The organism is Actinoplanes sp. NPDC019969 (assembly GCF_055562375.1).
Map to the genome: position 1 here is coordinate 376,018 of NZ_JBVHFK010000006.1, position 24,825 is coordinate 400,842.

Annotated in this window: 25 protein-coding genes; 11 read left to right on the top strand and 14 right to left on the bottom strand. The window is 70.7% G+C overall.

What is annotated here, in order from left to right:
- Nucleotides 1-114 precede the first annotated feature (114 nt).
- Nucleotides 115-1,515 carry an NYN domain-containing protein gene (locus ACZ3II_RS20445; protein WP_465519240.1) on the bottom strand — a complete coding sequence of 467 codons (1,401 nt, stop codon included), beginning with the start codon at nt 1,513-1,515 and terminating at the stop codon, nt 115-117.
- A 106-nt stretch (nt 1,516-1,621) separates the two neighbouring features.
- Here ACZ3II_RS20445 and ACZ3II_RS20450 point away from each other — a divergent pair, with 106 nt between their 5' ends.
- The 4 genes from ACZ3II_RS20450 (at nt 1,622) to ACZ3II_RS20465 (ending at nt 6,814) form a co-directional block, all read left to right on the top strand.
- Nucleotides 1,622-3,421, top strand: a complete 1,800-nt coding sequence (locus ACZ3II_RS20450) for a DEDD exonuclease domain-containing protein (RefSeq protein WP_465519241.1) — start codon at nt 1,622-1,624, stop codon at nt 3,419-3,421.
- A gap of 147 nt (nt 3,422-3,568) precedes the next feature.
- Nucleotides 3,569-5,356, top strand: a complete 1,788-nt coding sequence (locus ACZ3II_RS20455) for a RelA/SpoT family protein (protein WP_465519242.1) — start codon at nt 3,569-3,571, stop codon at nt 5,354-5,356.
- A gap of 31 nt (nt 5,357-5,387) precedes the next feature.
- Nucleotides 5,388-5,963: an NUDIX hydrolase gene (locus ACZ3II_RS20460; RefSeq protein ID WP_465519243.1), complete on the top strand. Its 576-nt coding sequence runs from the start codon at nt 5,388-5,390 to the stop codon at nt 5,961-5,963.
- A 2-nt stretch (nt 5,964-5,965) separates the two neighbouring features.
- Nucleotides 5,966-6,814 carry a nucleotidyltransferase family protein gene (locus ACZ3II_RS20465; RefSeq protein ID WP_465519401.1) on the top strand — a complete coding sequence of 283 codons (849 nt, stop codon included), beginning with the start codon at nt 5,966-5,968 and terminating at the stop codon, nt 6,812-6,814.
- Here ACZ3II_RS20465 and ACZ3II_RS20470 read toward each other — a convergent pair.
- From ACZ3II_RS20470 to ctaE, 7 genes are all read right to left on the bottom strand, one after another.
- Nucleotides 6,765-7,922, bottom strand: coding sequence for a barstar family protein (locus ACZ3II_RS20470; protein WP_465519244.1), 1,158 nt, complete (start codon nt 7,920-7,922; stop codon nt 6,765-6,767). The genes ACZ3II_RS20465 and ACZ3II_RS20470 overlap by 50 nt on opposite strands.
- Nucleotides 7,919-9,037 (bottom strand): barstar family protein, encoded by a 1,119-nt coding sequence (locus tag ACZ3II_RS20475; RefSeq protein WP_465519245.1) that lies wholly within the window; start codon nt 9,035-9,037, stop codon nt 7,919-7,921. Before ACZ3II_RS20475 ends, ACZ3II_RS20470 begins: the two co-directional genes overlap by 4 nt.
- Nucleotides 9,038-9,047: 10 nt before the next feature.
- The gene (locus tag ACZ3II_RS20480) at nt 9,048-9,335 is read right to left on the bottom strand and encodes an Lrp/AsnC family transcriptional regulator (RefSeq protein ID WP_465519246.1); all 288 of its coding nucleotides are present in this window, start codon (nt 9,333-9,335) and stop codon (nt 9,048-9,050) included.
- 815 nt (nt 9,336-10,150) lie between these two features.
- Entirely contained in the window at nt 10,151-11,761 is a 1,611-nt protein-coding gene (gene qcrB, locus ACZ3II_RS20485; protein ID WP_465519247.1) for a cytochrome bc1 complex cytochrome b subunit, read from the bottom strand.
- Nucleotides 11,758-12,852, bottom strand: coding sequence for a cytochrome bc1 complex Rieske iron-sulfur subunit (gene qcrA, locus ACZ3II_RS20490; protein WP_465519248.1), 1,095 nt, complete (start codon nt 12,850-12,852; stop codon nt 11,758-11,760). The genes qcrB and qcrA overlap by 4 nt, the downstream gene beginning before the upstream one ends.
- A complete protein-coding gene (gene qcrC, locus ACZ3II_RS20495; RefSeq protein WP_465519249.1) occupies nt 12,849-13,700 on the bottom strand; it encodes a cytochrome bc1 complex diheme cytochrome c subunit in 852 nt (283 codons plus the stop codon). Before qcrC ends, qcrA begins: the two co-directional genes overlap by 4 nt.
- A gap of 49 nt (nt 13,701-13,749) precedes the next feature.
- Nucleotides 13,750-14,346 carry an aa3-type cytochrome oxidase subunit III gene (gene ctaE, locus ACZ3II_RS20500; protein WP_465519250.1) on the bottom strand — a complete coding sequence of 199 codons (597 nt, stop codon included), beginning with the start codon at nt 14,344-14,346 and terminating at the stop codon, nt 13,750-13,752.
- Nucleotides 14,347-14,455: 109 nt separating this feature from the next.
- Between ctaE and ACZ3II_RS20505 the strand changes: the two genes are divergently transcribed.
- The 4 genes from ACZ3II_RS20505 to ACZ3II_RS20520 all read left to right on the top strand — a co-directional run bounded on the left by ACZ3II_RS20505 (nt 14,456) and on the right by ACZ3II_RS20520 (nt 17,260).
- The gene (locus ACZ3II_RS20505; RefSeq protein WP_465519251.1) at nt 14,456-15,394 is read left to right on the top strand and encodes a cytochrome c oxidase assembly protein; all 939 of its coding nucleotides are present in this window, start codon (nt 14,456-14,458) and stop codon (nt 15,392-15,394) included.
- Between the two features lie 48 nt (nt 15,395-15,442).
- Nucleotides 15,443-15,868 (top strand): response regulator, encoded by a 426-nt coding sequence (locus ACZ3II_RS20510; protein WP_465519252.1) that lies wholly within the window; start codon nt 15,443-15,445, stop codon nt 15,866-15,868.
- Between the two features lie 34 nt (nt 15,869-15,902).
- Entirely contained in the window at nt 15,903-16,961 is a 1,059-nt protein-coding gene (trpD, locus tag ACZ3II_RS20515; RefSeq protein WP_465519253.1) for an anthranilate phosphoribosyltransferase, read from the top strand.
- 101 nt (nt 16,962-17,062) lie between these two features.
- The gene (locus tag ACZ3II_RS20520) at nt 17,063-17,260 is read left to right on the top strand and encodes a hypothetical protein (RefSeq protein ID WP_043523896.1); all 198 of its coding nucleotides are present in this window, start codon (nt 17,063-17,065) and stop codon (nt 17,258-17,260) included.
- A 65-nt stretch (nt 17,261-17,325) separates the two neighbouring features.
- Here the strand turns inward: ACZ3II_RS20520 and ACZ3II_RS20525 are convergent, their stop codons facing one another.
- Nucleotides 17,326-17,784: a cytochrome c oxidase subunit 4 gene (locus ACZ3II_RS20525; protein WP_465519254.1), complete on the bottom strand. Its 459-nt coding sequence runs from the start codon at nt 17,782-17,784 to the stop codon at nt 17,326-17,328.
- 7 nt (nt 17,785-17,791) lie between these two features.
- Nucleotides 17,792-18,718: an aa3-type cytochrome oxidase subunit II gene (gene ctaC / locus ACZ3II_RS20530; protein ID WP_465519255.1), complete on the bottom strand. Its 927-nt coding sequence runs from the start codon at nt 18,716-18,718 to the stop codon at nt 17,792-17,794.
- 178 nt (nt 18,719-18,896) lie between these two features.
- On the opposite strand from ctaC, the gene ACZ3II_RS20535 reads away from it, so the two are divergent.
- Entirely contained in the window at nt 18,897-20,042 is a 1,146-nt protein-coding gene (locus ACZ3II_RS20535) for a cysteine desulfurase family protein (protein ID WP_465519256.1), read from the top strand.
- A complete protein-coding gene (locus ACZ3II_RS20540; protein ID WP_465519402.1) occupies nt 20,039-20,248 on the top strand; it encodes a sulfurtransferase TusA family protein in 210 nt (69 codons plus the stop codon). Before ACZ3II_RS20535 ends, ACZ3II_RS20540 begins: the two co-directional genes overlap by 4 nt.
- On the opposite strand, the gene ACZ3II_RS20545 is transcribed toward ACZ3II_RS20540, so the two are convergent.
- From ACZ3II_RS20545 to ACZ3II_RS20560, 4 genes are all read right to left on the bottom strand, one after another.
- Nucleotides 20,241-20,741, bottom strand: coding sequence for a P-loop nucleotide/nucleoside kinase family protein (locus ACZ3II_RS20545; RefSeq protein WP_465519257.1), 501 nt, complete (start codon nt 20,739-20,741; stop codon nt 20,241-20,243). The genes ACZ3II_RS20540 and ACZ3II_RS20545 overlap by 8 nt on opposite strands.
- Nucleotides 20,742-20,758: 17 nt before the next feature.
- Nucleotides 20,759-21,736, bottom strand: a complete 978-nt coding sequence (locus ACZ3II_RS20550; protein ID WP_465519258.1) for a carbohydrate kinase family protein — start codon at nt 21,734-21,736, stop codon at nt 20,759-20,761.
- Nucleotides 21,737-21,847: 111 nt separating this feature from the next.
- A complete protein-coding gene (gene erpA, locus ACZ3II_RS20555) occupies nt 21,848-22,216 on the bottom strand; it encodes an iron-sulfur cluster insertion protein ErpA (protein WP_043525492.1) in 369 nt (122 codons plus the stop codon).
- Between the two features lie 89 nt (nt 22,217-22,305).
- Nucleotides 22,306-23,412, bottom strand: coding sequence for a glycerate kinase family protein (locus ACZ3II_RS20560; protein ID WP_465519259.1), 1,107 nt, complete (start codon nt 23,410-23,412; stop codon nt 22,306-22,308).
- Between the two features lie 60 nt (nt 23,413-23,472).
- Between ACZ3II_RS20560 and nadA the strand changes: the two genes are divergently transcribed.
- On the top strand, nt 23,473-24,651 hold the full coding sequence (gene nadA, locus ACZ3II_RS20565) for a quinolinate synthase NadA (RefSeq protein WP_465519260.1): 1,179 nt from the start codon (nt 23,473-23,475) through the stop codon (nt 24,649-24,651).
- Nucleotides 24,652-24,825: the final 174 nt, after the last annotated feature.

Sequence of the window (24,825 nt, forward strand, 5' to 3'; positions counted from 1 at the left end):
ACCAGGCCGGCCCGGACAACCGGCCGAAACCGGTGGGACGGCCTGCCGCACCGGCGGGAGTGCTGGAGCGGCCACCATCCGTGACAGTCACGCTAGGCGAGGGGTATGACAGTTTTACGAGCGCGACAGCCGGCGCAGCAGTGAATCGGCCCCCATCGGGTACGCCCCGTGCCGCCGCACGCCGTCGGCGACCTCGCGGTCGGAGGAGACGACGACCACCGGGCGGCCCGGCGGCTCGGCCCGGACCAGCTGGCGGATCAGCTCGTCCGCGGTGGTGCCCTTGCGGGAGAACAGCACCCGCACCCCGCGCGGCGCCGGTGGCAGCCCGTGCACCCGTTCGGCGCCGTCGAAGACGCAGGTGACCTCGTCGCCGGTCTGCGCGGCTATCCCGCCGAGCCCGGTGATCAGGCGTTTGCGCTGCTGTTCCAGGGACATGTCGGCGAAGCCGCGCTTGGTGACGTTGTACCCGTCGACGATCAGGTGCGCCCGGGGCAGGGCGAGCAGCTGGTCGAGACGGCCGGGGTCGTCGGTGTCCTGGGCGCGGGCGCGGGACCGCTCGGGCGCGCCGGGCCGTTCGGCGGCGCTGTCCGCCACGAAGTCGGCGGGCAGTTTGTCGGCGGGCCCGAGGGCCAGCTCCCGGCGCAGGCCGGTGGCGGCCTGGTTGATCGTCTCGAGCAGCAGCCAGAGCCGGGCGTCGTCGACCGCCCGCGCGTCCTTGACCGCCTGTTTGCCGGTGGCCGCGGCGGCCTCGGCGTCGGCGAGGCGGGACCGCAGGCGGCGTACCTCCGCCTCGTGATCAAGGGACACCCGTGCCGCGCGTCCCTTCTCGGTGGCCAGCAGATCGGCCGCGCGTTTCTGCGCCGCCTGCGCCTCGCGCAGCGCCTTTCCCGTGCTCCGCGCCTCCTCGCGCAGCTGGCCCAGCTCCTCCCGGACCCGGGCGAGCTCGTCGCGCAGCTTGTCGGCCTCGACCCGGGCGACGGTGCGGTCGTGTTCGGCGCGGACGGCGCGCTGCTCGGCGGCCCGTAGCTGGGCGGCGACGGCGGCGCTGTCGGCCTCGGCCCGGACCGCGTCGCCGGCGGCGTCGATCAGGTCGCGCCAGCCGTCCGGCCGGGCCAGGTAGGCGAGTGCGGCGACCTCGACCGGGTCGGCCGCGGCGGGGGCGACGCCGCTGGTCACGGCGGCGCCGAGGTCTCCGGAGTCGGCCATGATGCGGGCGCCGATGCGCTGTCGGAAGACCGGGTCGGCGACGAGCTGGGCGGCGATGTCGCGGCCGCCGAGCCGGGCCCGGCGGTTGGGCGCGAACCGGGCGACGCGGCGCAGCGCGACCGGCATCTCGTCGGCGGGCAGGCCGGGCAGCGCGGCGGCGGCGAGGACGGTGATCCGCTGACGGACCGCTTCGGGCAGCACCGGTTCGGGTGCTGTTTCGGTGGCGTGATCCGTGGCGTGGGAAACGTCCGCACCCTCCGGCACCGCCTCCTCCTCGGGGCGGTCATCAGGGTTCAGCAGTGCGGACATCCACCCATTCTCACACCGGCGACGGCGGATTAGCCCAGCGGAGCAGGTGATCTTTTCCCGGGCCGGGCTGGGTTTATGTCGTACCCCCGCTCTATCCTTGCCGCCCGTGACGCATCCGGCCTACGTGCAGGGCACTCTGGACACGCTGCTGACCGCCGACGGCTCGGTGGACCCGGCGGCGCTGTCGCTGGCGGACACCACGTTCGTCGTGCTCGACCTGGAGACCACCGGCGGCGCCCCGGACGGGGCCGGCATCACCGAGATCGGTGCGGTGAAGGTGCGCGGCGGTGAGCGGCTGGGCGAGTTCGCCACGCTGGTCAACCCCGGTCAGCCGCTGCCGCCGTTCATCACCGTGCTGACCGGCATCACCGAGGCGATGCTGCGCCCGGCGCCGCCGATCGAGACGGTGCTGCCGGCGCTGCTGGAGTTCCTGCGCGGGGCGGTGCTGGTCGCCCACAACGCGCCGTACGACGTCGGCTTCCTGAAGGCGGCCTGCGCCCGGCACGGCTACCCCTGGCCGAACCCGCGGGTGCTGGACACGGCGGCGCTGGCCCGCCGGGCGCTGACCCGCGACGAGGTGCCGAACCGCAAGCTGGGCACGCTCGCCCAGTTCTTCCGGTCGCCGGTGCAGCCGAACCACCGGGCGCTCGACGACGCGAAGGCGACCGTCGACGTGCTGCACGGGCTGTTCGAGCGGCTGGGCGGTTTCCAGGTGCACACGCTGGGCGACGCGATCGAGTTCGCCAAGGCGGTCACCCCGGCGCAGCGCCGCCAGCGGCATCTGGCCGACGGGCTGCCGCACGTGCCGGGGGTCTACCTCTTCCGGGCCGCCGACGAGCGGCCGCTCTACGTGGGCACGTCGAAGGATGTCGCCACCCGGGTGCGCAGCTACTTCACGGCCGGGGAGAAACGGGCGCGGATCTCCGAGATGCTCACTGCCGCGGCCCGGGTGGAGGTGGTGGAGTGTGCCCATCCTCTGGAGGCGGAGGTGCGGGAGCTGCGGTTGATCGCGGCGCACGCTCCGCCGTACAACCGCAGGTCGAAGTTTCCGGAGAGGGTCGTCTGGCTGAAGCTGACCACGGAGGCTTTCCCGCGCCTGTCGGTGGTGCGCCGGATGGCCGAGGACGGGGCGACCTACCTGGGCCCGTTCTCGTCGCGGCGGACCGCCGAGCTGGCCGCCGCCGGCGTCTACGACGCCGTGCCTCTGCGGCAGTGCAACCACAAGCTCTCGCTGCGCTCGAAGACCCCGGCGTGCGCGCTGGCCGAGCTGGGCCGTTGTCCGGCGCCGTGCGAGCACGAGATCACCCCCGCGGAGTACGACCTCCGCGCCGCCCTGCCGTTCCGCACCGCCACGTCGGGCGACCCGGGCCCGGTGATCGCGGCGATCCTGGCCCGCATCGAGGCGTTGTCGGAGAAGCAGCGGTACGAGGAGGCGGCGGTCGTCCGGTCCCGGCTGATCGCCCTGCTCCGGGCCTTGATCCGGATGCAGCGGCTGCAGGCGGTGACCCGGCTGCCGGAGGTGGTGGCGGCGCGCCGTGACGACAAGGGCGGCTGGGAGATCGTGGTGGTCCGGCACGGCAGGCTCGCGGCGGCGGCCACCTCACCGCCGCGGGAGCATCCCCGCCCGACCCTGGACGCGGCGATGCTGACGGCCGAGACGGTGCTGCCCGGGCACGGCCCGGTTCCGGCGGCGACCGCCGAGGAGACCGAGCGGATCCTGGCCTGGCTGGAACGCCCGGACACCCGCTTGGTGGAAACCTCGGGCGACTGGGTGTCACCGGTTCGTGGCGCCGCGCGTTTCGCCGCCCTGCTCAGCCGGGCTGAGGCGGCCGGTTCCGCACAAGACTCGTCCGTTCGCCTATCGGTAACTGACCGTTCGGATGACGCTCGCTCGCTTAGGCTGTAAGGAACGCGTGAAGTGTCGCAATGATTCGTCACATTTGAGGGCCGGAGCCTTGGCGTTTGGCCCCTTCAGTGATTCGCTTGCGGGCACAAACGCGAGGCGACTCCACGCATCAGGCGAGGCGTGGGCGATCGGTGAGGGGGTGTCCGGGTGGACGTCGACGCCGGCCACGGCGCCGCTTTCGGTCGCGCTCTGCCGACCAGCACGTCCCAGGAGACATCGTTCACCCGGCGCCTGCGCTCGCTGCTCAGCTTCCAGAGCAACGACGACGATCCGGTCGCCGAGCTGGTCCGCACCCATCGCAGCATCCACGCCTCGGCCGATGTCGCGATCCTGCGCCGCAGCTACCAGATCGCCGAGAGCATGCACCGCGGTCAGATGCGCAAGAGCGGCGACCCCTACATCACCCACCCGCTCGCGGTCGCGCAGATCTGCGCCGAGCTGGGCATGGACACCACCACCCTGGTCGCGGCGCTGCTGCACGACACGGTCGAGGACACCAGCTACACCCTGGAGGCGCTGCAGGGCGACTTCGGCAACGAGGTGGCCCACCTGGTCGACGGGGTGACCAAGTTCGACAAGGCCTATTACGGCAAGGCCGCCGAGGGCGAGACCATCCGCAAGATGATCGTCGCGGCCGGCAAGGACGTCCGGGTGCTGGTCATCAAGCTGGCCGACCGGCTGCACAACATGCGCACCCTGGGCGCCCGGTCCAACGCCAGCCGCGCCCGGATCGCGAGGGCCACCCTGGACGTGCTGGTTCCGCTCTGTGACCGGCTCGGCATCCAGGCCCTGAAACGGTCCCTCGACGACGTGGTGCTCTACCACCTGCAGCCGGACGCGTACGCGCGCATCGACGAGCACGTGAAGAACCGTCCCGGCTGGGACGACTACTTATCCGACGTCTCGCACAAGGCCCGGGTCGCGCTGCGCCGGTCGAAGGTGACGGCCGAGGTGACGCCGCGGCCCCGGCACTACTACTCGATCTGGAAGGACACGGTCGCCGGCGGGCACGACGTGCCGCTCGACCTCCCCCGCATCGCGGTGATCGTGGACGGGCCGGACACCGACTGTTACGCCGCTCTCGGGGCCGTCCACGGCCGATGGCGTCCGGTGGCCGGCCGTTTCAAGGACTTCATCGCCTCGCCGAAGAACAATCTGTACCGGTCGCTGCACACCACGGTGGTCGGTCCGGAGGGGCGGCTGGTCGAAGTGCTGATCCGCACCAAGACCATGCACCGCTACTCGGAGTACGGCGTCGCCACCAGCTACCGCTATCCCAAGGGCGCCGACGAGCCACCCGGCGCCGACCAGCTGACCTGGCTGAAACGGGTGCTCGACTGGCAGCAGGACACCACCGACGCGGCCCAGTTCCTCGACTCGCTGCGATGTGACCTCGCCGAGGGCCAGATCACCGTCTTCGCGCACGGCAACGCCTACGAGCTGCCCAGTCAGTCCACGCCGGTCGACCTGGCGTACGAACTCGGTCCCCGCCAGGGTGACCACTGCCTCGCCGCAACCATCAACGGGCGCCTCGCCCCGCTCAGTTCCCCGCTCCGGGACGGCGACGTCGTCGAGATCTTCTCCGAGACCGAGAGCCAGGTCGACGTCGAGCCGAACGCGCCACGCGGCCCCCGCAAGGAATGGCTCGGCTTCGTCAAGTCCAGCCAGGCGCAGATGCAGATCAACCGCTACTTCGACGAGCGGAACGAGCCCGGCATCAGCATCGCCGACAAGGTCCGCCTCGGCCGCGCCACCATCGGTCTCACCCTGCGCAAGCACGACCGCGGCCTGGCCAGCGAGGTGCCGCTGCGCCGCCTCGCCGACGAGCTGGGATACCCCGACCTGGAAACCCTGCTGGTCGCCGTCTGCGAGCGCAGCCTGGAGCCGGACGCGGTCGTCGAGCAGCTCATCGCCCTGGTCGACCACCCGGACTGACGCTCACAGCGTCCCCCGTTAGCCTTACGCGGTGAACATTCCCCGGCAGATCCGCGGCCTCGCCTATCAGGCCTTCTACGGGCTGCCCTTCCCGGTCCGCCGCAAGGTCGCCCGGCTGATCTCGCCGAAATACCTGGTCGGCGCGGTCACCGTGATCCGGGACGCGGAGGCGGAGGCGCCCGGGCGCATCCTTCTGCTGCGCCAGCCGCCGGGACGCGGCTGGGGCCTCCCGGCGGGGCTGCTGAAACGCCGTGAGCTTCCGGCGGTCGGTGCGGCACGGGAGCTTTTCGAGGAGGCGGGGGTACGCGTGGAGCCCGGCGACCTGACCCCCGGCAATCCCAACGCGATCGTGCACCCGAACGGTGGCGTGGTCGACACCGTCTGGTTCGGCTCGGTCCCGGCGTCCCGCACCACCCTGGCCGTCGACGGCGGCGAGGTGCTGGAGGCCCGCTGGTTCCCGCTCGACGAGCTGCCCGACCTGACCTGGGCGACCGCCCGGCTGCTCGGCATCTACGGCCTGGGCCCCCGCGCGGGCGAGCTGCCGCCGTCCCTGCCGGCCGGCACGTCGTACCGCACGCCCTTCCCTGCTTCGGGTGATCCGCAGTGACCGTGCCCGCCGAGGTCGCTGGCGTGGTGTTCGCCGCCGGTGAGGGCACCCGGCTGCGGCCGCTCACCGAGACCCTCCCGAAAGCGCTCTGCCCGGTCGGCAACCTGCCGCTGCTCGACCACGGGCTGCGCCGCCTCGCCGGGCTGGGCCTGTCCGGCCCGGCCACGGTCGCGGTCAACGCCGCCTACCTGGCCGGTCAGGTCGTCACCCACGTCGGCGACCGCGCGCACCTCTCCGTGGAGCAGGACGGCCCGATCGGCACGTCCGGCGGCCTGGGCCGGCTGCGCCCGTGGCTGGACGGCCGCGCGGTGCTCGCCGGCAACGCGGACGCCTACCTGCACGACCCGGCCCGCGATCCCGGCAAGGACATCGCGGCGCTGTTCGACGGCTGGTCCGGCGACACCGTGCGGATGCTGACCCTGCCCTGCCGTCCCGGCGAGACCGGCGGTTTCAGCGGTCACCGGTTCGCCGGCTTCTCGCTGATCCCGTGGCGCTACCTGAAGGACCTGGCGGACTCCGACAGCAGCCTGGTGCGTACCGTCTGGCGCCCCGCCGAAGCCGCCGGCGACCTGGAGTTGATCACCTACCAGGGTTTCTACCTGGACACCGGCACTCCCGCCGACTACCTGGCCGCCAACCTGCACGCCGCCGCCGGAGGCGTCCTCGCCGACCCCTCGGCCCGGATCACCGCCCCCGTCACCGAGTCGGTGGTCGGCGCGGGCGCGCGGGTCGACGGGCCGGTGACGCGCTCGGTCGTCCTGCCGGGCGCCCGCGTGGCCCCCGGCGAGACCCTTTCCGGCGTCATCCGCACGGCTTCCGGACTGACCATTCCGGCCTCCCCTGTTCCATGACGACCTCGACCCGGTGTTTCGCGAACAGCTCGACGATCGACGCGAAGCCCTCCTCCCCCAACGCCTGCCGGGCCACCCCCGCATCCGTCCAGACCAGCCGGAACGGCGTCGCCGCACCCCATCCCCCGTCGAGGCAGTCGTCGAACGCCGGCCAGTTCCACCCGAAGTAGCCACCCGGCCCGTTGATCGCCTCCCCGAGCGCACAGTGGAACCCGTTCCCGTCGGTGACGTGCCGCCCGTCGAGCCGGTACACCGCCCCGGCCGCCCGGTCCGGCGCCGCGCCGTACTCGTGCTGTCCCAGCGCCAGCCGCAACCACTCGTGCCGCATCCCGGGGTCCAGCGGCGCCCAGCTCCCCGGCTCCGACGGCGCCCGGTCCAGCCACCGGTCCCACAGCTCCCGCGCGGCCACCGGGATCGGGTCGTACACCAGCCCGTCCAGCCGCACGTCGAACAGCTCCCCGCCGGCCGCCTGAACGTCGAGCACGTCACTGGTCACCGTGTGCGTCAACGTCCGGATCGTCCGGCCGTCGTGCCCCCGCGCCGACAGCGCGGCACTGAACGTCACCTGATCCCGCTCACCCCGGCGCCACTGCTCCCACTGCTCCCGGAGCCAGGGTTCCGGCCGGAAACCGGTCAGCGTCGCCTCCGGCGGCCAGAACTCCGGACGCTCCCGGAACACACCCTCCACCGTCCGGCACCACCCGAGCAGGGCGCCGTCCTCGGTCCGCGCGATCCGCCAGCGATCCACCGCCGGCAACTCGTCATCCGGCTGGTCGTGCAGGTCCGGGTACACCACGCCGGTCAGGTCGACCCGTCCTCCCGCCGCCGCGACCACGGTGATCTCACGCAGGTAGGCCTCGTGCCTCCCCGCCGTCAGCAGCACCTCACCCAGGTGGGCGCGCTCCGTGCCGATGCCGTCGATCGCCTCCCGCAGCAGCCCCTCCGGCGCGCACTCCACCAGGGCGAACCGCTCCGGCCCCGGCTCCGGCATGTCCACGAACAGCCCTTCGACCGCGGCACACACCCCGATCAGCCGATCCGGCTCCCCCTCGGTGAACTCGTCCACCAGCACCCACCGCGACGCCTCGTCCGGCCGTACCGCGCTCACTCAAGCACCACCTCGACCCGCCTTCTCCGCAGGCACTGAACAATCGTCTCCAGCCGTTCCGCGCCCAGCGCCCGGCGGGCCACCTCGGAACCGGTCCACAGCAGCCGGAACGGCACGCCCGCACCGAAGCCCCCGCCCAGGCAATCCGCCATGCCGTCGAGGTCCTGCCCGAAATATCCACCGGGCCCGTTCACGGCCTCGCCCAGCGCACAGTAGAGCCCGAGCTCATCGGTGACATGCCTGCCGTCCAGCCGATACGTGGTCCCCGCCGGACGGTCCGCCACGCCATGCCGCAGGTACGCCAGCGCCAGCCTCAGCCACTCCCGCCGCAGGCCGCCGTCCAGTGCCTCCCAGCCACCGGGCCGTACCGGTGGCTCCGCCAGCCACGCATCCCAGAGCCCTCGCGCCCGCGCCGGAATCGGATCCCGCGCCCCGCCGGCCAGCTCGACGTCGAACACCCCACCCGGATCACCGTGGATCGCCACCACACCGGCATCGCTCCGCGTTCCGGCCGGATGTATCGCAGTCACGACCCCGGCCACCCCGCGCCCGGGGAGGACGATCTCCCGCCCGTCCGCCGCCCAGGTCCCGACCTCGGCGGCGACCCGCACCGGCGCTCGCTCCCCGGCACGCCACCCCGCCAGCTCGGCGGCGAACCACGGCTCCGCCCGGAACCCGGCGAGAGTCACCGCCGGCGGCTCCAGCTCCGGCCGCCCACGGAACACTCCATCGACCGCCCGGCACCAGCCAACCGTGGTCCCGTCCGCGAGCCCGACCCGGAAACCCGGCACCTCCGGCATCGACGACACCGGCAGCCGGGCAGCATCCCCGTACACCCGCCCGGTCAGTACCACCCGGTCCCCGTCGCCACCGGCCACGGTCACGTCCCGCAGCCAGGTGTCATGCTGGAATCTCCCGGGCCGAAGGGTCTCGAGAACCACCTCGCCCAGACGGGTGCCGGCGGTCCCGGTCCCTGGCTCCCGCTCGCAGCCGATCAGGACGAACCGTTCCACCTCGGGTTCCGGCGGATCCGCGAAAAGCCCCTCGACCTCCACGCAGAGCCCCAACCGCCGCTCCGGCTCGTCATGCTCGGCAAGCGACCACCGGAACCCCATCGGCGCCCGTTCAGTCGGCGTCGGGCAGCCCGATGGCGAACGCGTCTTCAAGATCATGCTTCGAGTACGCCCGGAACGCCACGAACGTCTCGGTATTGACCACCCCGGCCGTCTTGGAGATCCGTCCCGCGATCACCTCAGCGATGTCATCGAACCGCGGCACCCGCACGATCGCGATCAGATCCACCCCACCGGCCACCGAGTAGACCTCGCTGACCCCCTCAAGCGCCGCCAGTGCCTCGGCGACCTCCGGAATCGTGTCGGTAGCGCAGTCGATGTGGACGATCGCGGTGTTCACCAGCAAGCTCCTCGGCTGTGAGGACGAACGCGGACCGGCCCATGCTATGCCGTCCCCCACCCCTCCCGCACAGCCCGCCCGTACCCGGCACCGCCCGCCGCGGCCGTCCACGCCACCACCGCTCGATCCCACTGAGCCTTCTACGGTCGTTCAGGCCCGGATCGCGCAACGATCGAACCATCGAGGCCGACCGGCGCAGCATTCTTGTGCCATTCGTCCCGCAGCTCAGCGCACAACAAGAGGCAGGACTCCGGCGCACAAGATCAGCCAATGCCCCCGCGACCAGGGTCTGCACCGGTAAGGAACGGTCCCGTTGACAGCGCCGTTCGGTTGGTCTGCAAACCCCGGTTGGCTCTCATGGCTGCCTCCGGACGCCCGGCCGAGACAGCCATGAGCGCAAGCCACCCAAGATCAACCACGAGCCGCACAAACTAAGCCAGCAGCCAGCAGCTAGGCAGCCGGGCGGGTGGGCAGGCAGACGGCCGGCGAGCGGCTGGACAGGCGCACGGCCGGACAGGCAAGCGGCGATCGGCCAGGCAGGTGGGCGGGCGCCAGGCAGACGGCCGGGCGGGCTCGGACCCTGCCTCTGACTGGACCTGGTGCCCCGCACCGGACCGTACCCCGAGAAATCGAACGGCGGCCGTGCGCGTACCGGAAGGGGGCGGCGATGGCCCACGGAGGGATCAAGCCTGACCGCCCGGAGTGGGCCATCGCCGCCCCCGAACCGTCCTATCGCAACAGGTCCGCCAATCCATGAGGAGGCAGGAAAGCGAAAGGCCCACCGGAACCCCGGTGGGCCTTCGAGAGACCGCCGATCAACGACCGGACTTGATCTCCTCACGCTTCTTGGGTGCCACGACCGCCGGGGAGACCGGGGCCTCCGCCGGCTTCTCGACCGGGTAGAAGAAGCCCTTGATCGCCGGCGCGAGGGCGCCGATGCGGTTCATCTTCTTCGGGACGGCCCAGCCGGCGTACTCCAGCGGGATCGGGTGGCCGTGGTCGTCGACCGGGCCGAGCGGCTGGTGGATCTCGACGAACTGGCCGTTCGGCAGCCGCTTGATGATGCCGGTCTCGACACCGTGGGCCAGCACCTGACGGTCGTGCTGCTGCAGACCGAGGCAGATGCGGACCGAGATGTAGTAGGCCAGCGGCGGCAGGATGAGCAGGCCGATACGGCCGGCCCAGGTCATCGCGTTCAGGCTGATGTGGAACTTGTCGGCGATGACGTCGTTGCCGCCGGAGATCGTGGCGACCAGGAAGAACGTCAGCGCCATCATGCCGATGCCGACGCGCTCCGGGTTGTCACGCGGCCGCTCGAGCAGGTGGTGGGTGCGCTTGTCCTTCAGCTTGCGGGCTTCCAGCCAGGGGTACGCCATGGGCAGGGTGAACAGTGCCCCCAGACCGACGACCGCCGGCCAGAACATCGGCGGGATGCTGTACCCGTTGCCGATGGGGATGTAGATCTGCCAGTTCGGCATGAGACGGACCAGTCCGTCCATGAACATGACGTAGAAGTCGGGCTGCGAGGCGGACGACACCTCGGCCGCGCGGTACGGCCCGAACAGCCAGATCGGGTTGATCTGGAACATGCCCGCCATCAGCGCGATCACGCCGAAGACGGCCATGAAGAAGCCGCCCTGCTTCATCGCGTACCGCGGGAACATCCGCTCGCCGACCACGTTGTCGTTGGTCCGCAGCGGGCCGGGCCACTGGGTGTGCTTCTGCTTGAAGACGATGCCCAGGTGGGCGGCGATCAGCGCGAGCAGGATGCCCGGGATGAGCAGCACGTGCGCGATGTAGAACCGGCCGATGATCAGCTCGCCGGGGAACTCGCCGCCGAAGATGGCGGCCGACAGCCAGGTGCCGATGACCGGGAGGGTCAGCATGATCGCGGACGCGATGCGCAGACCGGTGCCGGAGAGGCCGTCGTCGGGGAGCGAGTAACCGGTGAAGCCGGCGAAGAAGCCGAGCAGGAACAGCAGGACGCCGATCACCCAGTTGATCTCACGCGGCTTGCGGAACGCGCCGGTGAAGAACACGCGGGCCATGTGCACGATGATCGACGCCATGAACAGCAGCGCCGCCCAGTGGTGCATCTGCCGCATGAAGAGGCCACCGCGCACCTCGAACGAGATGTGCAGCGACGACTCGTAGGCGGCGGACATCATGGTGCCCTTGAGGGCGAGGTACTCGCCGTCGTACGCCACCTCCTTCATCGACGGGTCGAAGAAGAGGGTGAGGAACACGCCGCTGAGCAGCAGCACGATGAACGAGAAGAGGGCGATCTCACCGAGCAGGAACGACCAGTGATCGGGGAAGACCTTGTTCAGCAGGCCGCGAAGCGGGGTCGCCGCCTGGAACCGGTCGTCCACACCCTTGGCGAAGTTCTTGGGGGCCTCGGCGAGGTCCATTTTTCGGCGCTTCACGGCCGCTCCCAGAAGTCAGGTCCGACGGTGTCCTTGAAGTCGGACGCTGCCACGAAGAAACCTTCCTCGTCCACTGTAAGCGGCAGCATCGGCAGACGCCGAGTCGCGGGCCCGAAGACCGGCTGCGCGTTGTTGGTGATGAGGAACTGCGACTGGTGGCACGGGCAGAGAAGGCGGTTCGTCTGCTGCTCGTAGAGGCTGGCGGGGCAGCCGGCGTGCGTGCAGATCTTGGAGTACGCCACGTAGTTGCCGTACATCGAGCCCTTGTTGCGGGGGTCGGCGTCGGCCTTGGCCCGGGTCGTCTCCGCGTCGTCCGCCCGCAGGTGGATGAGCAGCGTCGGCGAGTCGGCGTGCTGGTTCGTCGCGCCGTGCGGGATGCCCGGGTAGACGGTCATCTGGCCACCGGCGCTGACGTCGTCGGGGCGGATCGGGCTGCCGTCCTCGCGGGTGAGCCGGACCAGGTTGCCGCCGTTGGTCACCGGGTTGAAGCCGGTGCGGTACATCATCGGCTCGGGGTCCTTGTGCGGGTCCTGGATCAGACCGCCGACCAGCGGGGCCGCGACGGCCAGGCCGAGCGGCGCCGCACCGAGCGCGATGGCGCCCTTGAGCAGCGGCCGGCGCTGGACACCCAGCTCGTCGGCCACGTACATCATGGTCTGCCCGGTGATCAGCCGCTCCTCGTCGGAGGACGGGTCGCCGTGCCGCTGCTGGATGGACAGCTCGTGCGGCAGCAGCTTCTTCGCCCAGGCGAGGATCGCGAAGCCGAGCGCCAGCAGGCCGAGGCCGAGGGTGACGCCCAGGATCGGGGTGTAGTAGTCGCTCAGCGTGTGGCCGAGCTCGAACTCCCACGGCCAGACGATGTAGAAGACCAGGAACGCGAGCGTGAACAGCCCGGACAGCAGGAACAGGATGGCGATGTTGCGGACGACCCGCTTCTCCGCCTTGGAGTTCTGCCCGTGGAAGTGCGACTCGTACGTGACGATCTCGATGTCGTCGCGCCGGAGGCCTTCCTTGACGATGTCGAACCGCGTGAGGTGCGGATCGTTGACGTCGACCGGCGTGCCGGTCTCGCCGTGATGGAGAGCCGTCATGACTTCCCCGCAATCCAGAGCGACGTGAAGACCAGGATCGTGATGCCGACCAGGAAGATGGCCATGCCCTCGGTCGACGGTCCGTAACGGCCGAGGTTGAACAGGCCGCCCGGGTCCTTCTCCTCCTGGAGCTGGTACTTGATGTAGGCGGTGATCTGCGCCTTCTGGTCCGGGGTGAGCTGGTTGTCACCGAAGACCGGCATGTTCTGCGGACCGGTGAGCATGGCCGCGTAGATCTGCGCGGTGGTCGCGTCGTGCAGGGCCGGGGCGAACTTGCCCGAGGAGAGCGCGCCGCCGCCGCCGCCGAAGCCGTGGCAGGAGGTGCAGTTGACCCGGAAGAGCTCGCCACCGCGGGCCAGGGCCTCGGGGTCGGTCTTGAGGTCGGCGATCTGCTTGTCCTCGGCGGGAAGCTCTGGGCCACCGCCGATCTCCTGGATGTAGTCGCCCAGCTGCGCGGTCTCCGCGTCGTTGAACTGCCGCGGCTTCTGCTCGGCCTGGGCCTCCTGCCGGGTCATCGGCATGCGGCCGGTGCTGACCTGGAACTCCACGGAGGCGGAGCCGACGCCGATCAGGCTGGGGCCGCGACCCTGGACACCCTGCCCGTCCCGCCCATGGCAGGTGATGCAGCTGGTGTCGTAGAGCGCCTTACCCTCACGTGCGCTGGTCGAGAGCGGGGCATCGTCCTCGGCGAAGGCGCCGGGGGTGAACGCGGTGTACACGCCGCCGGCCAGGAAGAGCGCGGCGAGCATGCGCACCGCCGCGCCGGCCCTGCGGCGTGCCCGGCTGGGCGCGCCGCGCCGCCGGGAGAACACCCGGACGCGCCTGCGGGCGGGGGTGTCAGAAGTCATGGGTTATGTCCCTCTGGTTTGTTGTTGCGATCCTCGCCGTTGGCGCTGGTTACTGAAGCCAATAGATCATGGCGAACAGCGCGATCCACACCACGTCGACGAAGTGCCAGTAGTAGGACACGACGATCGCCGACGTCGCCTGTGCCGGGGTGAAGCGGCCCATGGTCGTCCGGATCATGTAGATGATGAACGCGATCAGGCCACCGGTCACGTGCAGGCCGTGGAACCCGGTCGTCAGGTAGAACATCGAGCCGTAGCCGTCAGCGTTGATCTTGACGCCGTGACCGACCAGGGTGACGTACTCGTTCACCTGGCCGAGCACGAAGATCAGGCCCATCACGAAGGTGACGGTGAACCAGCGCCGCAGCGCGAACACGTCGCCTTTCTCCGCCGCGAAGACGCCGAGCTGGCACGTCACCGAGGACAGAACCAGGATCACCGTGAAGGTGGTGGCGTACGGGATGTTCAGATGCTCCGTGTTCTTCTCCCACACCTCCGGCGCCGCGGCGCGGATGGAGAAGTACATCGCGAACAACGCCGCGAAGAACATGAGCTCGCTGGAGAGCCACACGATGGTCCCGACGCTGACCATGTTGGGTCGGGTCAGCGAGTGGATCCGGCTCTTGTCGATGGCTGCCGCAGTCACGGCCTCATTATTCATCCGAGATAGGCCCAAGGTCCTCCGGGGTCCCCAAACTGGCCTACTGGGAGGCCCGGAATAATCCGTGACCAGCGGGTAGGCCTAGCCTCAAGTGGTGCACTCTCACGTTTTGCCCCCACTCGCGGCGGATGCCGGGGATACTGGACTCCCGCCGTTCACCCCGGCGGCGTTCTTCACCGAGGTGAACCTGGTCAGCCTGATCGCTCTGGGACTCCTGGTGTCGGCCGCCCTCTACGGGTACGGCGTCTGGCGCCTGCGACAGCGCGGCGACCACTGGCCGCCCGGCCGGACCGCGGCTTTCGTCGCAGGTGGACTGGGGTCCATCGCGGCGGTCACGGTGACCGGGATCGAGGCGTACGACACCACCCTGATCTCCGTGCACATGGTCCAGCACATGGTGCTCTCCATGGTGGGGCCGATCTTCCTGGCCCTGGGCGCGCCGACCACTCTCGCCCTGCGGGTGCTCACGCCGGGCCCGCGCAAGGCGCTGCTGGCCGTCTTGCACAGCCGGTACGTGCGGGTTCTCACGTTTCCGCTGGTCGCGTTCGGACTGTTCATCGCGAACCCGTTCGTCCTCTACTTCACCGGCGCGTACCGGCAGACCCTCGAACACGTCTGGGTGCACGAGTTCGTCCACCTGCACTTCATCATCACCGGCTGCCTCTTCTTCTGGCCGCTGCTGGGGCTGGACCCGCTGCCGAACCGGTGGCCGTACCCCGCCCGCGCGCTGCTGATGGTGCTGAGCGTCCCGTTCCACACGGTGCTCGGTCTGACGATCATGCAGAGCAAGGAGCTGCTGGGCGGCGACTGGTACCCGAACCTGGGCCTGAGCTGGCTCGATCCGGCGGCCGACCAGGTCACGGCGGGCGGCGTCCTGTGGGCCGGCGGCGAGATCGTCAGCGTCACGATGCTCGGCATCCTGGTGGTCCAGTGGGTCCGCCAGTCGGAGCGGGAGGCCAAGCGGATCGACCGCGCGCTGGACCGGGCCGAGGCGGCGGAACATGCGGGCCAACCGGGGCCGGACGCCGGATAACAAGTTCGGTACGATCGGCGGGACCTGAGACGTGAGGTGGGGCACAAGATGAGCCAGTACACCGTTCTGCTCTACAGCGACGACGCCGCCGTGCGGGACCGGTTCCGGCTCGCCATCGGCCCGCGTCCCGCGGCTGATCTCCAGGTCGAGTTCGCCGAGGCCTCCACCTGGGAGGAGTGCCGCCGCCTGCTCGACGACTACGAGATCGATCTGATGGTGCTCGACGGGGAGGCGACTCCGGCCGGCGGCATCGGCATCGCCCGGCAGGCCAAGGACGAATACCTCACCCCGCCGCCCACGTGCGTCGTGATCGCCCGGGCCGCGGACCGCTGGCTCGCCGCGTACGCCCAGGTGGACGCGACCCTGATCGCCCCGCTGGACCCGGTGGCCACCGGCCAGGCCGTGGCCGGGCTGCTCCGCGCCCGCCGGGACGGCGCGATCCCGCTCGGCACCCAGGGCACCGTCGCCCGCTGATCCTGACGATTTCCACACCCCGGGAGGCCCCTCGATGGGCGCACGCACCTGGCCCAATCTGACCAGCGCGCTGTTGCGAGGTGAGGAGCTCGCCACCGCGGACACCGCCTGGGCGATGGGCGAGATCATGGCCGGCAACGCGACGCCGGTGCAGGTCGCCGGTTTCGCCGTCGCGCTGCGGGCCAAGGGTGAGACACCGGCCGAGCTGGCCGGCCTGGTGCAGGCGATGATCGCCAACGCCACGCTGGTCGAGCTCCCGGAGGAGACCCGCACCAGCGCGGTGGACGTGGTGGGCACCGGTGGCGACCGGGCCAACACGGTGAACATCTCCACCATGGCCGCGATCGTGACCGCCTCCGCGGGCGTGACGGTGGTCAAGCACGGCAACCGGTCGGCGTCGTCCACCACCGGCACCGCCGACCTGCTGGAGCACTTCGGCCTGCCGCTGGACCTGGGCCCGGCCGGGGTGGCCCGGACGGTGGCGGAGGCCGGCATCGGCTTCTGTTTCGCCGCCCGCTACCACCCGGGCATGCGGCACGCCTCGGTGACCCGGCGGGAGCTGGGCGTGCCGACGTTCTTCAACGTGCTGGGCCCGCTGACGAACCCGGCCCGGCCGACCGCTGCCGCGGTCGGCTGCTTCGACCCGCGGATGGCGCCGGTGATGGCCGAGGTGTTCGCCCAGCGGGGCGACTCGGCGCTGGTGGTCCGGGGTGAGGACGGGCTGGACGAGTTCACCACGTCGGCGCCCACCCGGGTCTGGCTGGCCCGGGACGGCAAGGTGGAGGAGTTGCTGGTCGACTCGGTGGACCTGGGCCTGCCCCGGAGCCGCCCGGAGGATCTGCGGGGCGGTGACGTGGCGTTCAACGCCGACGTGGCACGCCGGACGTTCGCCGGTGAGCACGGCCCGGTGCGGGACGCCGTGGTGCTCAACGCGGCGGCCGCGTTCGCGGCGCAGAGCGGCTTCCCGGGTGACTTCCACGAGACGCTGCGGGCCGGCATCGCGCGGGCCGCCGAGGCGATCGACTCCGGCGCCACGACCGCTCAGCTGGACCGCTGGGTGGCCGCGGCGCAGGCCGCCAAAGCAGCCGAGTGACGACACGCCGGTGACAATGCCCTAGATCACCCGAATTGCGTGGCAACGTCAGAATCGCATTCGGGTAATTTGGAGCCTTGCCGTGAGCGAAGGAGAGACCCGTGCAGGAACGCGAACTCCGCTGCGTCATCTGCGACGGCGACATGCTCTTCGAGGTGCCGCCGTGCGAGGACGGCCACGACGACTGCCCCGAGCTGGTGTGCACCCGCTGTGGCGCGGCCGAGGTGGTCGCCCCGATCGTCGTGCACCTCTGGAAACCCGGTAAGGGCATCGCCCCGCACCAGCGCAGCGCCGCCTGACCCACCACGACGCGAAAGCCCGCCTCCTTCGATCAGGGGGCGGGCTTTCGCGTCGGCGCGAAGACTTACAGGTGGGCTTCCGGGTGCCGGGTGCCCGAGTAGTACTCGAAGAGCAGGCCGCAGGACGCCAGGATGACGCAGACCAGGCCGAAGGCCAGCAGCCACCACATCCAGAACACCAGGCCGATGCCGGCGACGGCGGCGGCCAGCGCGATACCGAACGGCCAGTAGCTGCCCGGGCTGAAGAAGCCGACCTCGCCGGCGCCCTCGGCGATCTCGCCGTCCTCCCGGTCCTCGGGACGCAGGTCGATACGCCGGGCGACGAACCAGAAGAAGCCCGCGCACATCGAGCACAGCAGCCCGGACAGGATCAGCGCGACCACGCCGACCCACTCCATGCCGCCGTTGTAGGCGCTGTCCGTACCGGAGATGTTGCCGGTGCTGTGGGTGTAGACGCCGTAGACGGCGGCCGCGCCGAAGAGGAACACGGCAACCGCGGCGAAGATCTTGTATTCGGTCCTCACGACAGCCCTACTTCCCCGCGGCCGCGGTCTCGCCCTGGTTCCAGGTGTGTGCCTGGCGCCGGGTGTTGAACGGAGACGTCGTGGTGGCGTACGCCGGCTCGCCGATCGCGACCAGCGCGTCCTGCGTGGACTGGCCCGCCTTCCGCGCCTCGATGTACTTGTCGAAGTTCTCCGGGGTGACCGTGACCAGCTCGAAGTTCATGAAGGCGTGGTAGGTGCCGCACAGCTCGGCGCACCGGCCGACGTAGTGGCCCGTCTTGTCGAGGGTGACCTCGAAGACGTTGCGCACGTTGCCGGGGAACACGTCCCGCTTGAACAGCATCTCCGGCACCCAGAACGAGTGGATGACGTCCTTGCTGGTCTCCTCGAACCGGATGGTCTCGCCCACCGGCAGGACCAGGATCGGGATGACGTCGGACGAGCCGACCGTCGACGCGACGGTCTTGGCATCCGCGCCCATGCCGTCGCGGTAGTTGAACTGCCAGTTCCACTTGAACGCGACGACCTCGACGACGTTGTCCGGGTTCTTGGACAGCTTGTCGACATTGGTCTGCACGATCGCGGTGTAGTAGAAGAGCACCGCGACGATGAGGACCGGCGTGACCGTGTAGAGGATCTCCATCGGCATGTTGAACCGGGTCTGCACGGGCAGCTCTTCGCCACGCTTGCGGTACCGGATGACACACCAGAAGATCAGACCCCACACGCCGATACCGACCGCGAGGGCCGCGATCGTCGACGCGATCCACAGGTCGTACATCTCGTGGGCCTGCAGACTGATGCCCTTGCCCGGCCATCCGAAGTGGCCGAACTTGCTGCCCCAGTCCTCGATCGAACAGCCCGAGAGCAGTGTCAGCAGCAACGCGCCGCCGAGACCCAGCCCGGCCGCCCGGCCTACTGCCCGCGGCCGTGTGGCCGAACTCCTTGCGCCCACCTGCTTCTGCCTCCTTAGCAGCGCCGCCTGCCGAAACCGGACTTCTGGCGGCAAGGCTCACCGACGGTCGCACACTACTCGACCTGGCCTCGGCCGCCCGCCACCGGGGGGCGCGCGACCCGTCCGGAAGGGGCTGTCCGGCGAAAGATCCGGATAACCGGACGATACCGTTCCCGGTGTGGATTACACAGGCGATCCGGCCGCCGTCCCCGCTTACCTGGACGCGGCGACCGCGGCGCCGCTGCATCCGGTGGCCCGGGAGGCCCTTCTCGCGTCGCTCGCCGACGGCTGGGCCGACCCCTCACGGCTCTATGCGGCGGGACGGCGGGCGCAACAGTTGCGCGATGCGGCGGTTGCGGTCGTCGCCGAGCTTCTGGGGGTACGGGCGGACGAGGTCAGCTTCTGGCCCTCCGGCACCGCGGCGGCGCAGGCGGCGGTCCTGGGCGGTCTCGGCGGCCGCAGGCGGGCCGGTCGCGGCCTGGTCCACTCGGCGATCGAGCACTCGGCGGTCCTGCACGCCGCCGGCACCGCGGAGGCCGTCGAGGTCGGCGTGGACCGGCTGGGCCGGCTCGATCTGGACGCCTGGGCCACCGCGGTCCACCGGCCGGGGGTGGCCCTGGCGTGCCTGATCAGCGCCAGTCACGAGGCCGGCACGGTGCAGCCGGTGGCCGCGGCGGCGGAGCGGTGCGCGGAGGCGGGGGTGCCGCTGTTCGTGGACGCGGCGCAGACCGTCGGCCGGGCTCCGGCGCCGTCCGGCTGGTCGATGCTGAGCGCCAGCGCGCACAAGTGGGGTGGCCCGCCCGGCGTGGGCGTCCTGGCGGTCCGCAAGGGGGTGCGCTGGCTGTCCCCGTACCCGCAAGATGATCTTCATCGCCCCGGGATGCCGGGCGCGCTGGGCCTGCCGCAGGTGATCGCCGCCGCCGCGTCGCTGCGGGCCGCCGTGAGCGAGGCGGAGACCGAGGCGGTGCGGCTGAGCGCCCTGGTGGACCGGATCCGGGAGCGGGTCGCGGCGACCGTGCCGGACGTGGAGATCGTCGGCGACCCGGTGCGCCGGCTGCCGCATCTGGTGACGTTCAGCTGCCTGTACGTGGACGGCGAGGCGCTGCTGCACGCCCTGGACCGGCACGGGTTCGCCGTCTCGTCCGGCTCCTCCTGCACGGCGTCGACGCTGCGGCCCAGTCACGTGCTGGAGGCGATGGGTGTGCTCAGTCACGGCAATGTGCGGGTGTCGCTGCACCGGGACACCACCGAGGCCGACGTGGAGAGGTTTCTCACCGTGCTGCCGGACGTGGTGGCCCGCATCCGGACGGAGGCCGGGTTCTGATCACCCTGGACTGCCTGGGGCTGCGATGCCCGATTCCGGTCATCCGGCTGGCGAAGGCGATGCCGGGCGTGGCGATCGGCGAGATCGTGCGGGTGCTCGCCGACGACCCGGCCGCGGCCAACGACATCCCCGCCTGGTGCCGGATGAAGGGCCAGGAGTTCGTCGCGGCCGACGGCCACGCCTTCGACGTCCGCAGAGTCACGTGAGGTATTCCACCACCGAGGCCACCGGGTCCTTGGCCAGGAACGTGTCGACGACCAGGCGCGGGCCGAGGTACGGCTCGTACTCGGCCTGCCGCTCCAGGACGCGCACCCAGTCCGGCACGCCGTCGTGGTCGCGGACCTTGAACCGCTCCTCGACCCGCCGGCGGTGCTCCTCGTCGTCGCCGCACATCACCTCGACCACCCGCAGCGGCACCGCCAGCCGGTCGGCCAGCTCGGTCCACAGCTGACGGGCCGCCTTGACCGGGTTCACCGCGTCGATGATCACGTTATGACCGACTCTGATCTGCTGCTCGGCGAGCGCCGCCACCACGCCGTAGGCGGCATGCCCGGGCCGTGGCTCGTGGACCCCGTACCGCTGGAGGGTGAAGTCGACGGTGTCGACCGCGAGGACCGCCGCGGGCAGCTCGGCTGCGACCGCGGCGGCCAGGGTGCTCTTACCGACGCCGGGAAGCCCGGCGAAAACCGCTAGAACCATGACTGAAGGTCTACGCCTCAGGCCGGCAGGAAGGGCGTGATCTCGGCAGCCGCCTCGTCGCCGTACGCCGCGGCGAAGCGCTTGGTGAAGTCGGACACCTTGACGTCGTACTCCTGGGTGCCGACCGTCTCCAGCACCAGAGCCGCCACCAGCGAGCCCACCTGCGCGGACCGCTCCAGCCCGAGACCCCACGAGATGCCGGAGAAGAAACCGGCCCGGAACCCGTCGCCGACCCCGGTCGGGTCCTCGCCGATCACGTCCGGGACGACCGGCACGTGGATCCGCTCGATCTCCTTGCCGGTGATCTCCACGCCGTCCTTGCCGAGGGTGGTGATCCGGAACCGGACCTCGTCGAGGATCTGGTCGCCGGTCAGGCCGGACTTGCTCTCCAGCAGGGACCGCTCGTACTCGTTGCAGAGCAGGTACTCCGCGCCGCGGATCAGGGTCAGCACGTCCGACCCGTCGATCCGGGCCAGCTGCTGCGACGGGTCCGCGGCGAACCGGTAGCCCCGCACCCGGCACTCCTCGGAGTGGCGGATCATCGCGGCCGGGTCGTTCGCGCTGATCAGCACCAGGTCGATGCCGCCGGCCCGCTCCACCACCGGGGACAGCTCGATGTTGCGCGCCTCGGCCATCGCCCCGGCGTAGAACGAGGCGATCTGGTTCAGGTCGTCGTCGGTGGTGCAGACGAACCGGGCGGTGTGCGCCGTGTCGCTGATGTGCACCGAGCCGCAGTCCACCCCGTGCCGCTCCAGCCACGACCGGTAATCGGCGAAGTCCGCCCCGACCGCGCCCACCAGGATCGGCCGCAGGCCCAGCTTGCCCATCCCGAACGCGATGTTCGGGGCGATGCCGCCACGCCGGACCACCAGGTCGTCGACGAGGAAGGACAGCGAGACCTTGTGCAGCTGGTCCGCGATGAGCTGCTCGGCGAAACGGCCGGGGAAGTGCATCAGGTGGTCGGTGGCGATCGAGCCGGTGACGGCGATCTTCATTTCGGCCCTCGGGGGTCGGGAAACAGGGTCCTTACGGCTTGAGACTACCGGTCGGACAAGCAGATCAGGCCGCCCCGTTGACGGGGCGGCCTGATCCGGAGGTGCTGTCGATCAGTGGAACGAGTCACCACAGGCGCAGGAGTTCTGCGCGTTCGGGTTGTCGATCGTGAAGCCCTGAGCGTCGATCCGGTCGGCGAAGTCGATGGTCGCGCCCGCGAGGTACGGAGCGCTCATCCGGTCCACCACGACCTCGACGCCGTCGAAATCGGCGACGACGTCGCCGTCGAGCGAACGCTCGTCGAAGAACAGCTGGTAGCGCAGGCCGGAGCAGCCACCGGGCTGTACGGCGATGCGCAGGCGCAGGTCGTCGCGCCCCTCCTGCTCGATCAGGGCCTTGACCTTCACCGCGGCGACGTCGGTGAGGATGACGCCGGTCGGGGCGGTCGCCTCGGTCGACTCGGTGTGCGCTTCAGTGGTCACTAGGTATCTCCCTGCCAGGTGCGGTCATGTGCCGTACCAGGCAACGCTAACCCCATTCCCCGGGATTCCCAATCTCGGGACGACACAGATCACCTGCTCCACTGGCCAGCCAGTCGAGCAGCGAGTTCCCGCAGGCCGCGGGCGGGTTCCGTGAGGGCCGTCTCCACGTTGCCGAAATGCTCGACCAGGGTGTGGGTCTCGGTCACCCCGGCGGCCGCCGCCTCGCGCTGACCGGTCTCGTTGCGCCCGGCCAGCACCACACACGGCAGGCCCCGGTCCCGGGCGCCGGCCGCGATCCCGGCCACCACCTTGCCGCGCAGCGACTGGTGGTCGAACGAGCCCTCCCCGGTGATCACCAGATCGGCGGCGTCCAGCTCCCGGTCCAGGCCGATCAGGTTCGTGACCAGATTGATGCCGGAGGTGACCCGGCCGCCGAGCGCGATCAGGGCCGCCCCGATCCCGCCCGCCGCTCCCCCACCCGGCTGCAGCGCCAGGTCCGTGACGCCGAACGCCTTCTCCAGCACGCCGGCGAAGTGCTCCAGCGCGGCGTCCAGCAGCAGCACGTCCTCGCGGGAGGCGCCCTTCTGCGGGCCGAACACGTTGCTGGCGCCGTGCAGGCCGGTCAGCGGGTTGTCGACGTCGGTGGCGGCGACCAGGCGGGCCTGGCGCAGGCTCGGGACGCCGCCCAGCGCGGCTGCGCCGATCAGAGGCGCGCCGCCGTACGGCAGGGCCAGGCCGGCGTCGTCCAGCGGGGCGGCGCCGAGGGCGGCGAGCATCCCGGCGCCGGCGTCGTTGACCGCGGAACCGCCCAGGCCGACGACGATCTCGGCGGCGCCGGTCTCGGCGGCGGCGGCCAGGAGCAGGCCGAGACCGTACGAGGTGGCCGCCCTCGGATCGCGCTCCTCGACGGTGAGCAGGTGCAGGCCGCAGGCTTGGGCGCTCTCCACGTACGCGACGCCGTCCGCGTACAGGATCTCGCCGCGGGCCGGGCGGCCGAGCGGGTCGACGGTCTCGACCGGGATGCGCCGCCCCTGCAGCGCGGTGGCGAGCACTTCGACGAAACCGGGGCCGCCGTCGGCGAGCGGACGCTGGACGAGGACGTCGCCGGGGGTGGTCCAGCCGTCCGCGACGGCCTGGGCGACTTCGGGAGCGGAGAGGGTGCCGGCGAACTTGTCCGGACAGATCAGTACGCGCACCCCGCGAGTGTGGCAGCCCACTCCCGATGGCGCAGCTACCGTCTCATCCCCTGTGCGACCATGGCTGGCGTGACGTCGACCTGGACCGAACCCTCGAACACCCCGCTGACCCTGCTCCTGCTCGGCAAAGGCACCGACCCGGCGAGCGAGCGCGGCGTGGACTGCCCCGGCGATCTCCCCGCCCCCAGCGACCCCGGCCTGGTGGCCCGTGCCACCGCGGCGAAGGCGGCGCTCGGCGACCGGGTGTTCGTCCTCGGCCACCACTACCAGCGTGACGAGGTGATCCAGTTCGCCGACGTCACCGGTGACTCGTTCAAGCTCGCCCAGCAGGCGGCGGCCCGCCCGGACGCGGAGTTCATCGTGTTCTGCGGCGTGCACTTCATGGCCGAGAGCGCGGACATCCTCACGACCCCCTCGCAGCGCGTGATCCTGCCGGATCTCGCGGCGGGCTGCTCCATGGCCGACATGGCCGTGCTGGGCCAGGTCGAGACGGCGTGGGAGCACTTCGAGGACCTCGGCATCACCGATCAGATCGTCCCCGTGACATACATGAACTCCTCCGCCGACATCAAGGGCTTCGTCGGCCGCAACAAGGGCGTGGTCTGCACCTCGTCCAACGCCAAGCGGGCTCTCGACTGGTCGTTCGAGCAGGGGTCGAAGGTGTTCTTCCTGCCCGACCAGCACCTCGGCCGCAACACCGCCGTCCTGGAGATGGGCTTCGACCTGGACGACTGCGTCCTCTACGACCCGCACAAGCCCCAGGGCGGCCTGACCGACGAGCAGCTGATCAACGCGAAGATGATCCTGTGGCGCGGGCACTGCTCGGTGCACGGCAGGTTCACCCTCGACAGCGTCCGTGAGGTGCGCGAGCGGGTCCCCGGCGTCAACGTGCTGGTCCACCCGGAGTGCCGGCACGACGTGGTGCGCGCCGCCGACTACGTGGGCTCGACCGAATACATCATCAAGGCCCTGGACGCGGCGCCGGCCGGTTCGGCGTGGGCGGTGGGCACCGAGCTCAATCTGGTGCGCCGGCTCGCGCTCGCCCACCCGGACAAGCAGATCATGTTCCTCGACCGAACGGTCTGCTACTGCTCCACGATGAACCGCATCGACCTCCCCCACCTGGTGTGGACGCTGGAGGAGCTGGTCGCCGGCCGGGTGCCGAACGTCATCACCGTGGATGAGAAGACCGCCCACGAGGCCCGGGTCGCGCTCGACCAGATGCTCGCTCTACCGTGACTCTGTGTAGCCGTACGAATCCACCCCTTCGGGGGATTCATTAAGCGCGCCTTAGTCAACAGCATTTAAACGGCGTTTCACGCCTCGCCACGGCTGCCGTGGTTGTCACTCAGCGCTATGCTTCCCCGGTTGCAGAATCGGGTACCCCCGCCCGCGCTCTGCCTACTCGACTCC

Excerpts from the sequence above, each read along its gene's own strand:
- trpD (WP_465519253.1), top strand. The coding sequence starts at position 15,903 with ATGGGCGCACGCACCTGGCCCAATCTGACCAGCGCGCTGTTGCGAGGT.
- ACZ3II_RS20510 (WP_465519252.1), top strand. The coding sequence starts at position 15,443 with ATGAGCCAGTACACCGTTCTGCTCTACAGCGACGACGCCGCCGTGCGG.
- ACZ3II_RS20545 (WP_465519257.1), bottom strand. The coding sequence starts at position 20,741 with ATGGTTCTAGCGGTTTTCGCCGGGCTTCCCGGCGTCGGTAAGAGCACC.
- qcrA (WP_465519248.1), bottom strand. The coding sequence starts at position 12,852 with ATGACGGCTCTCCATCACGGCGAGACCGGCACGCCGGTCGACGTCAAC.
- nadA (WP_465519260.1), top strand. The coding sequence starts at position 23,473 with ATGGCTGGCGTGACGTCGACCTGGACCGAACCCTCGAACACCCCGCTG.
- qcrC (WP_465519249.1), bottom strand. The coding sequence starts at position 13,700 with ATGACTTCTGACACCCCCGCCCGCAGGCGCGTCCGGGTGTTCTCCCGG.
- ACZ3II_RS20475 (WP_465519245.1), bottom strand. The coding sequence starts at position 9,037 with ATGGGGTTCCGGTGGTCGCTTGCCGAGCATGACGAGCCGGAGCGGCGG.
- ACZ3II_RS20445 (WP_465519240.1), bottom strand. The coding sequence starts at position 1,515 with ATGTCCGCACTGCTGAACCCTGATGACCGCCCCGAGGAGGAGGCGGTG.
- ACZ3II_RS20550 (WP_465519258.1), bottom strand. The coding sequence starts at position 21,736 with ATGAAGATCGCCGTCACCGGCTCGATCGCCACCGACCACCTGATGCAC.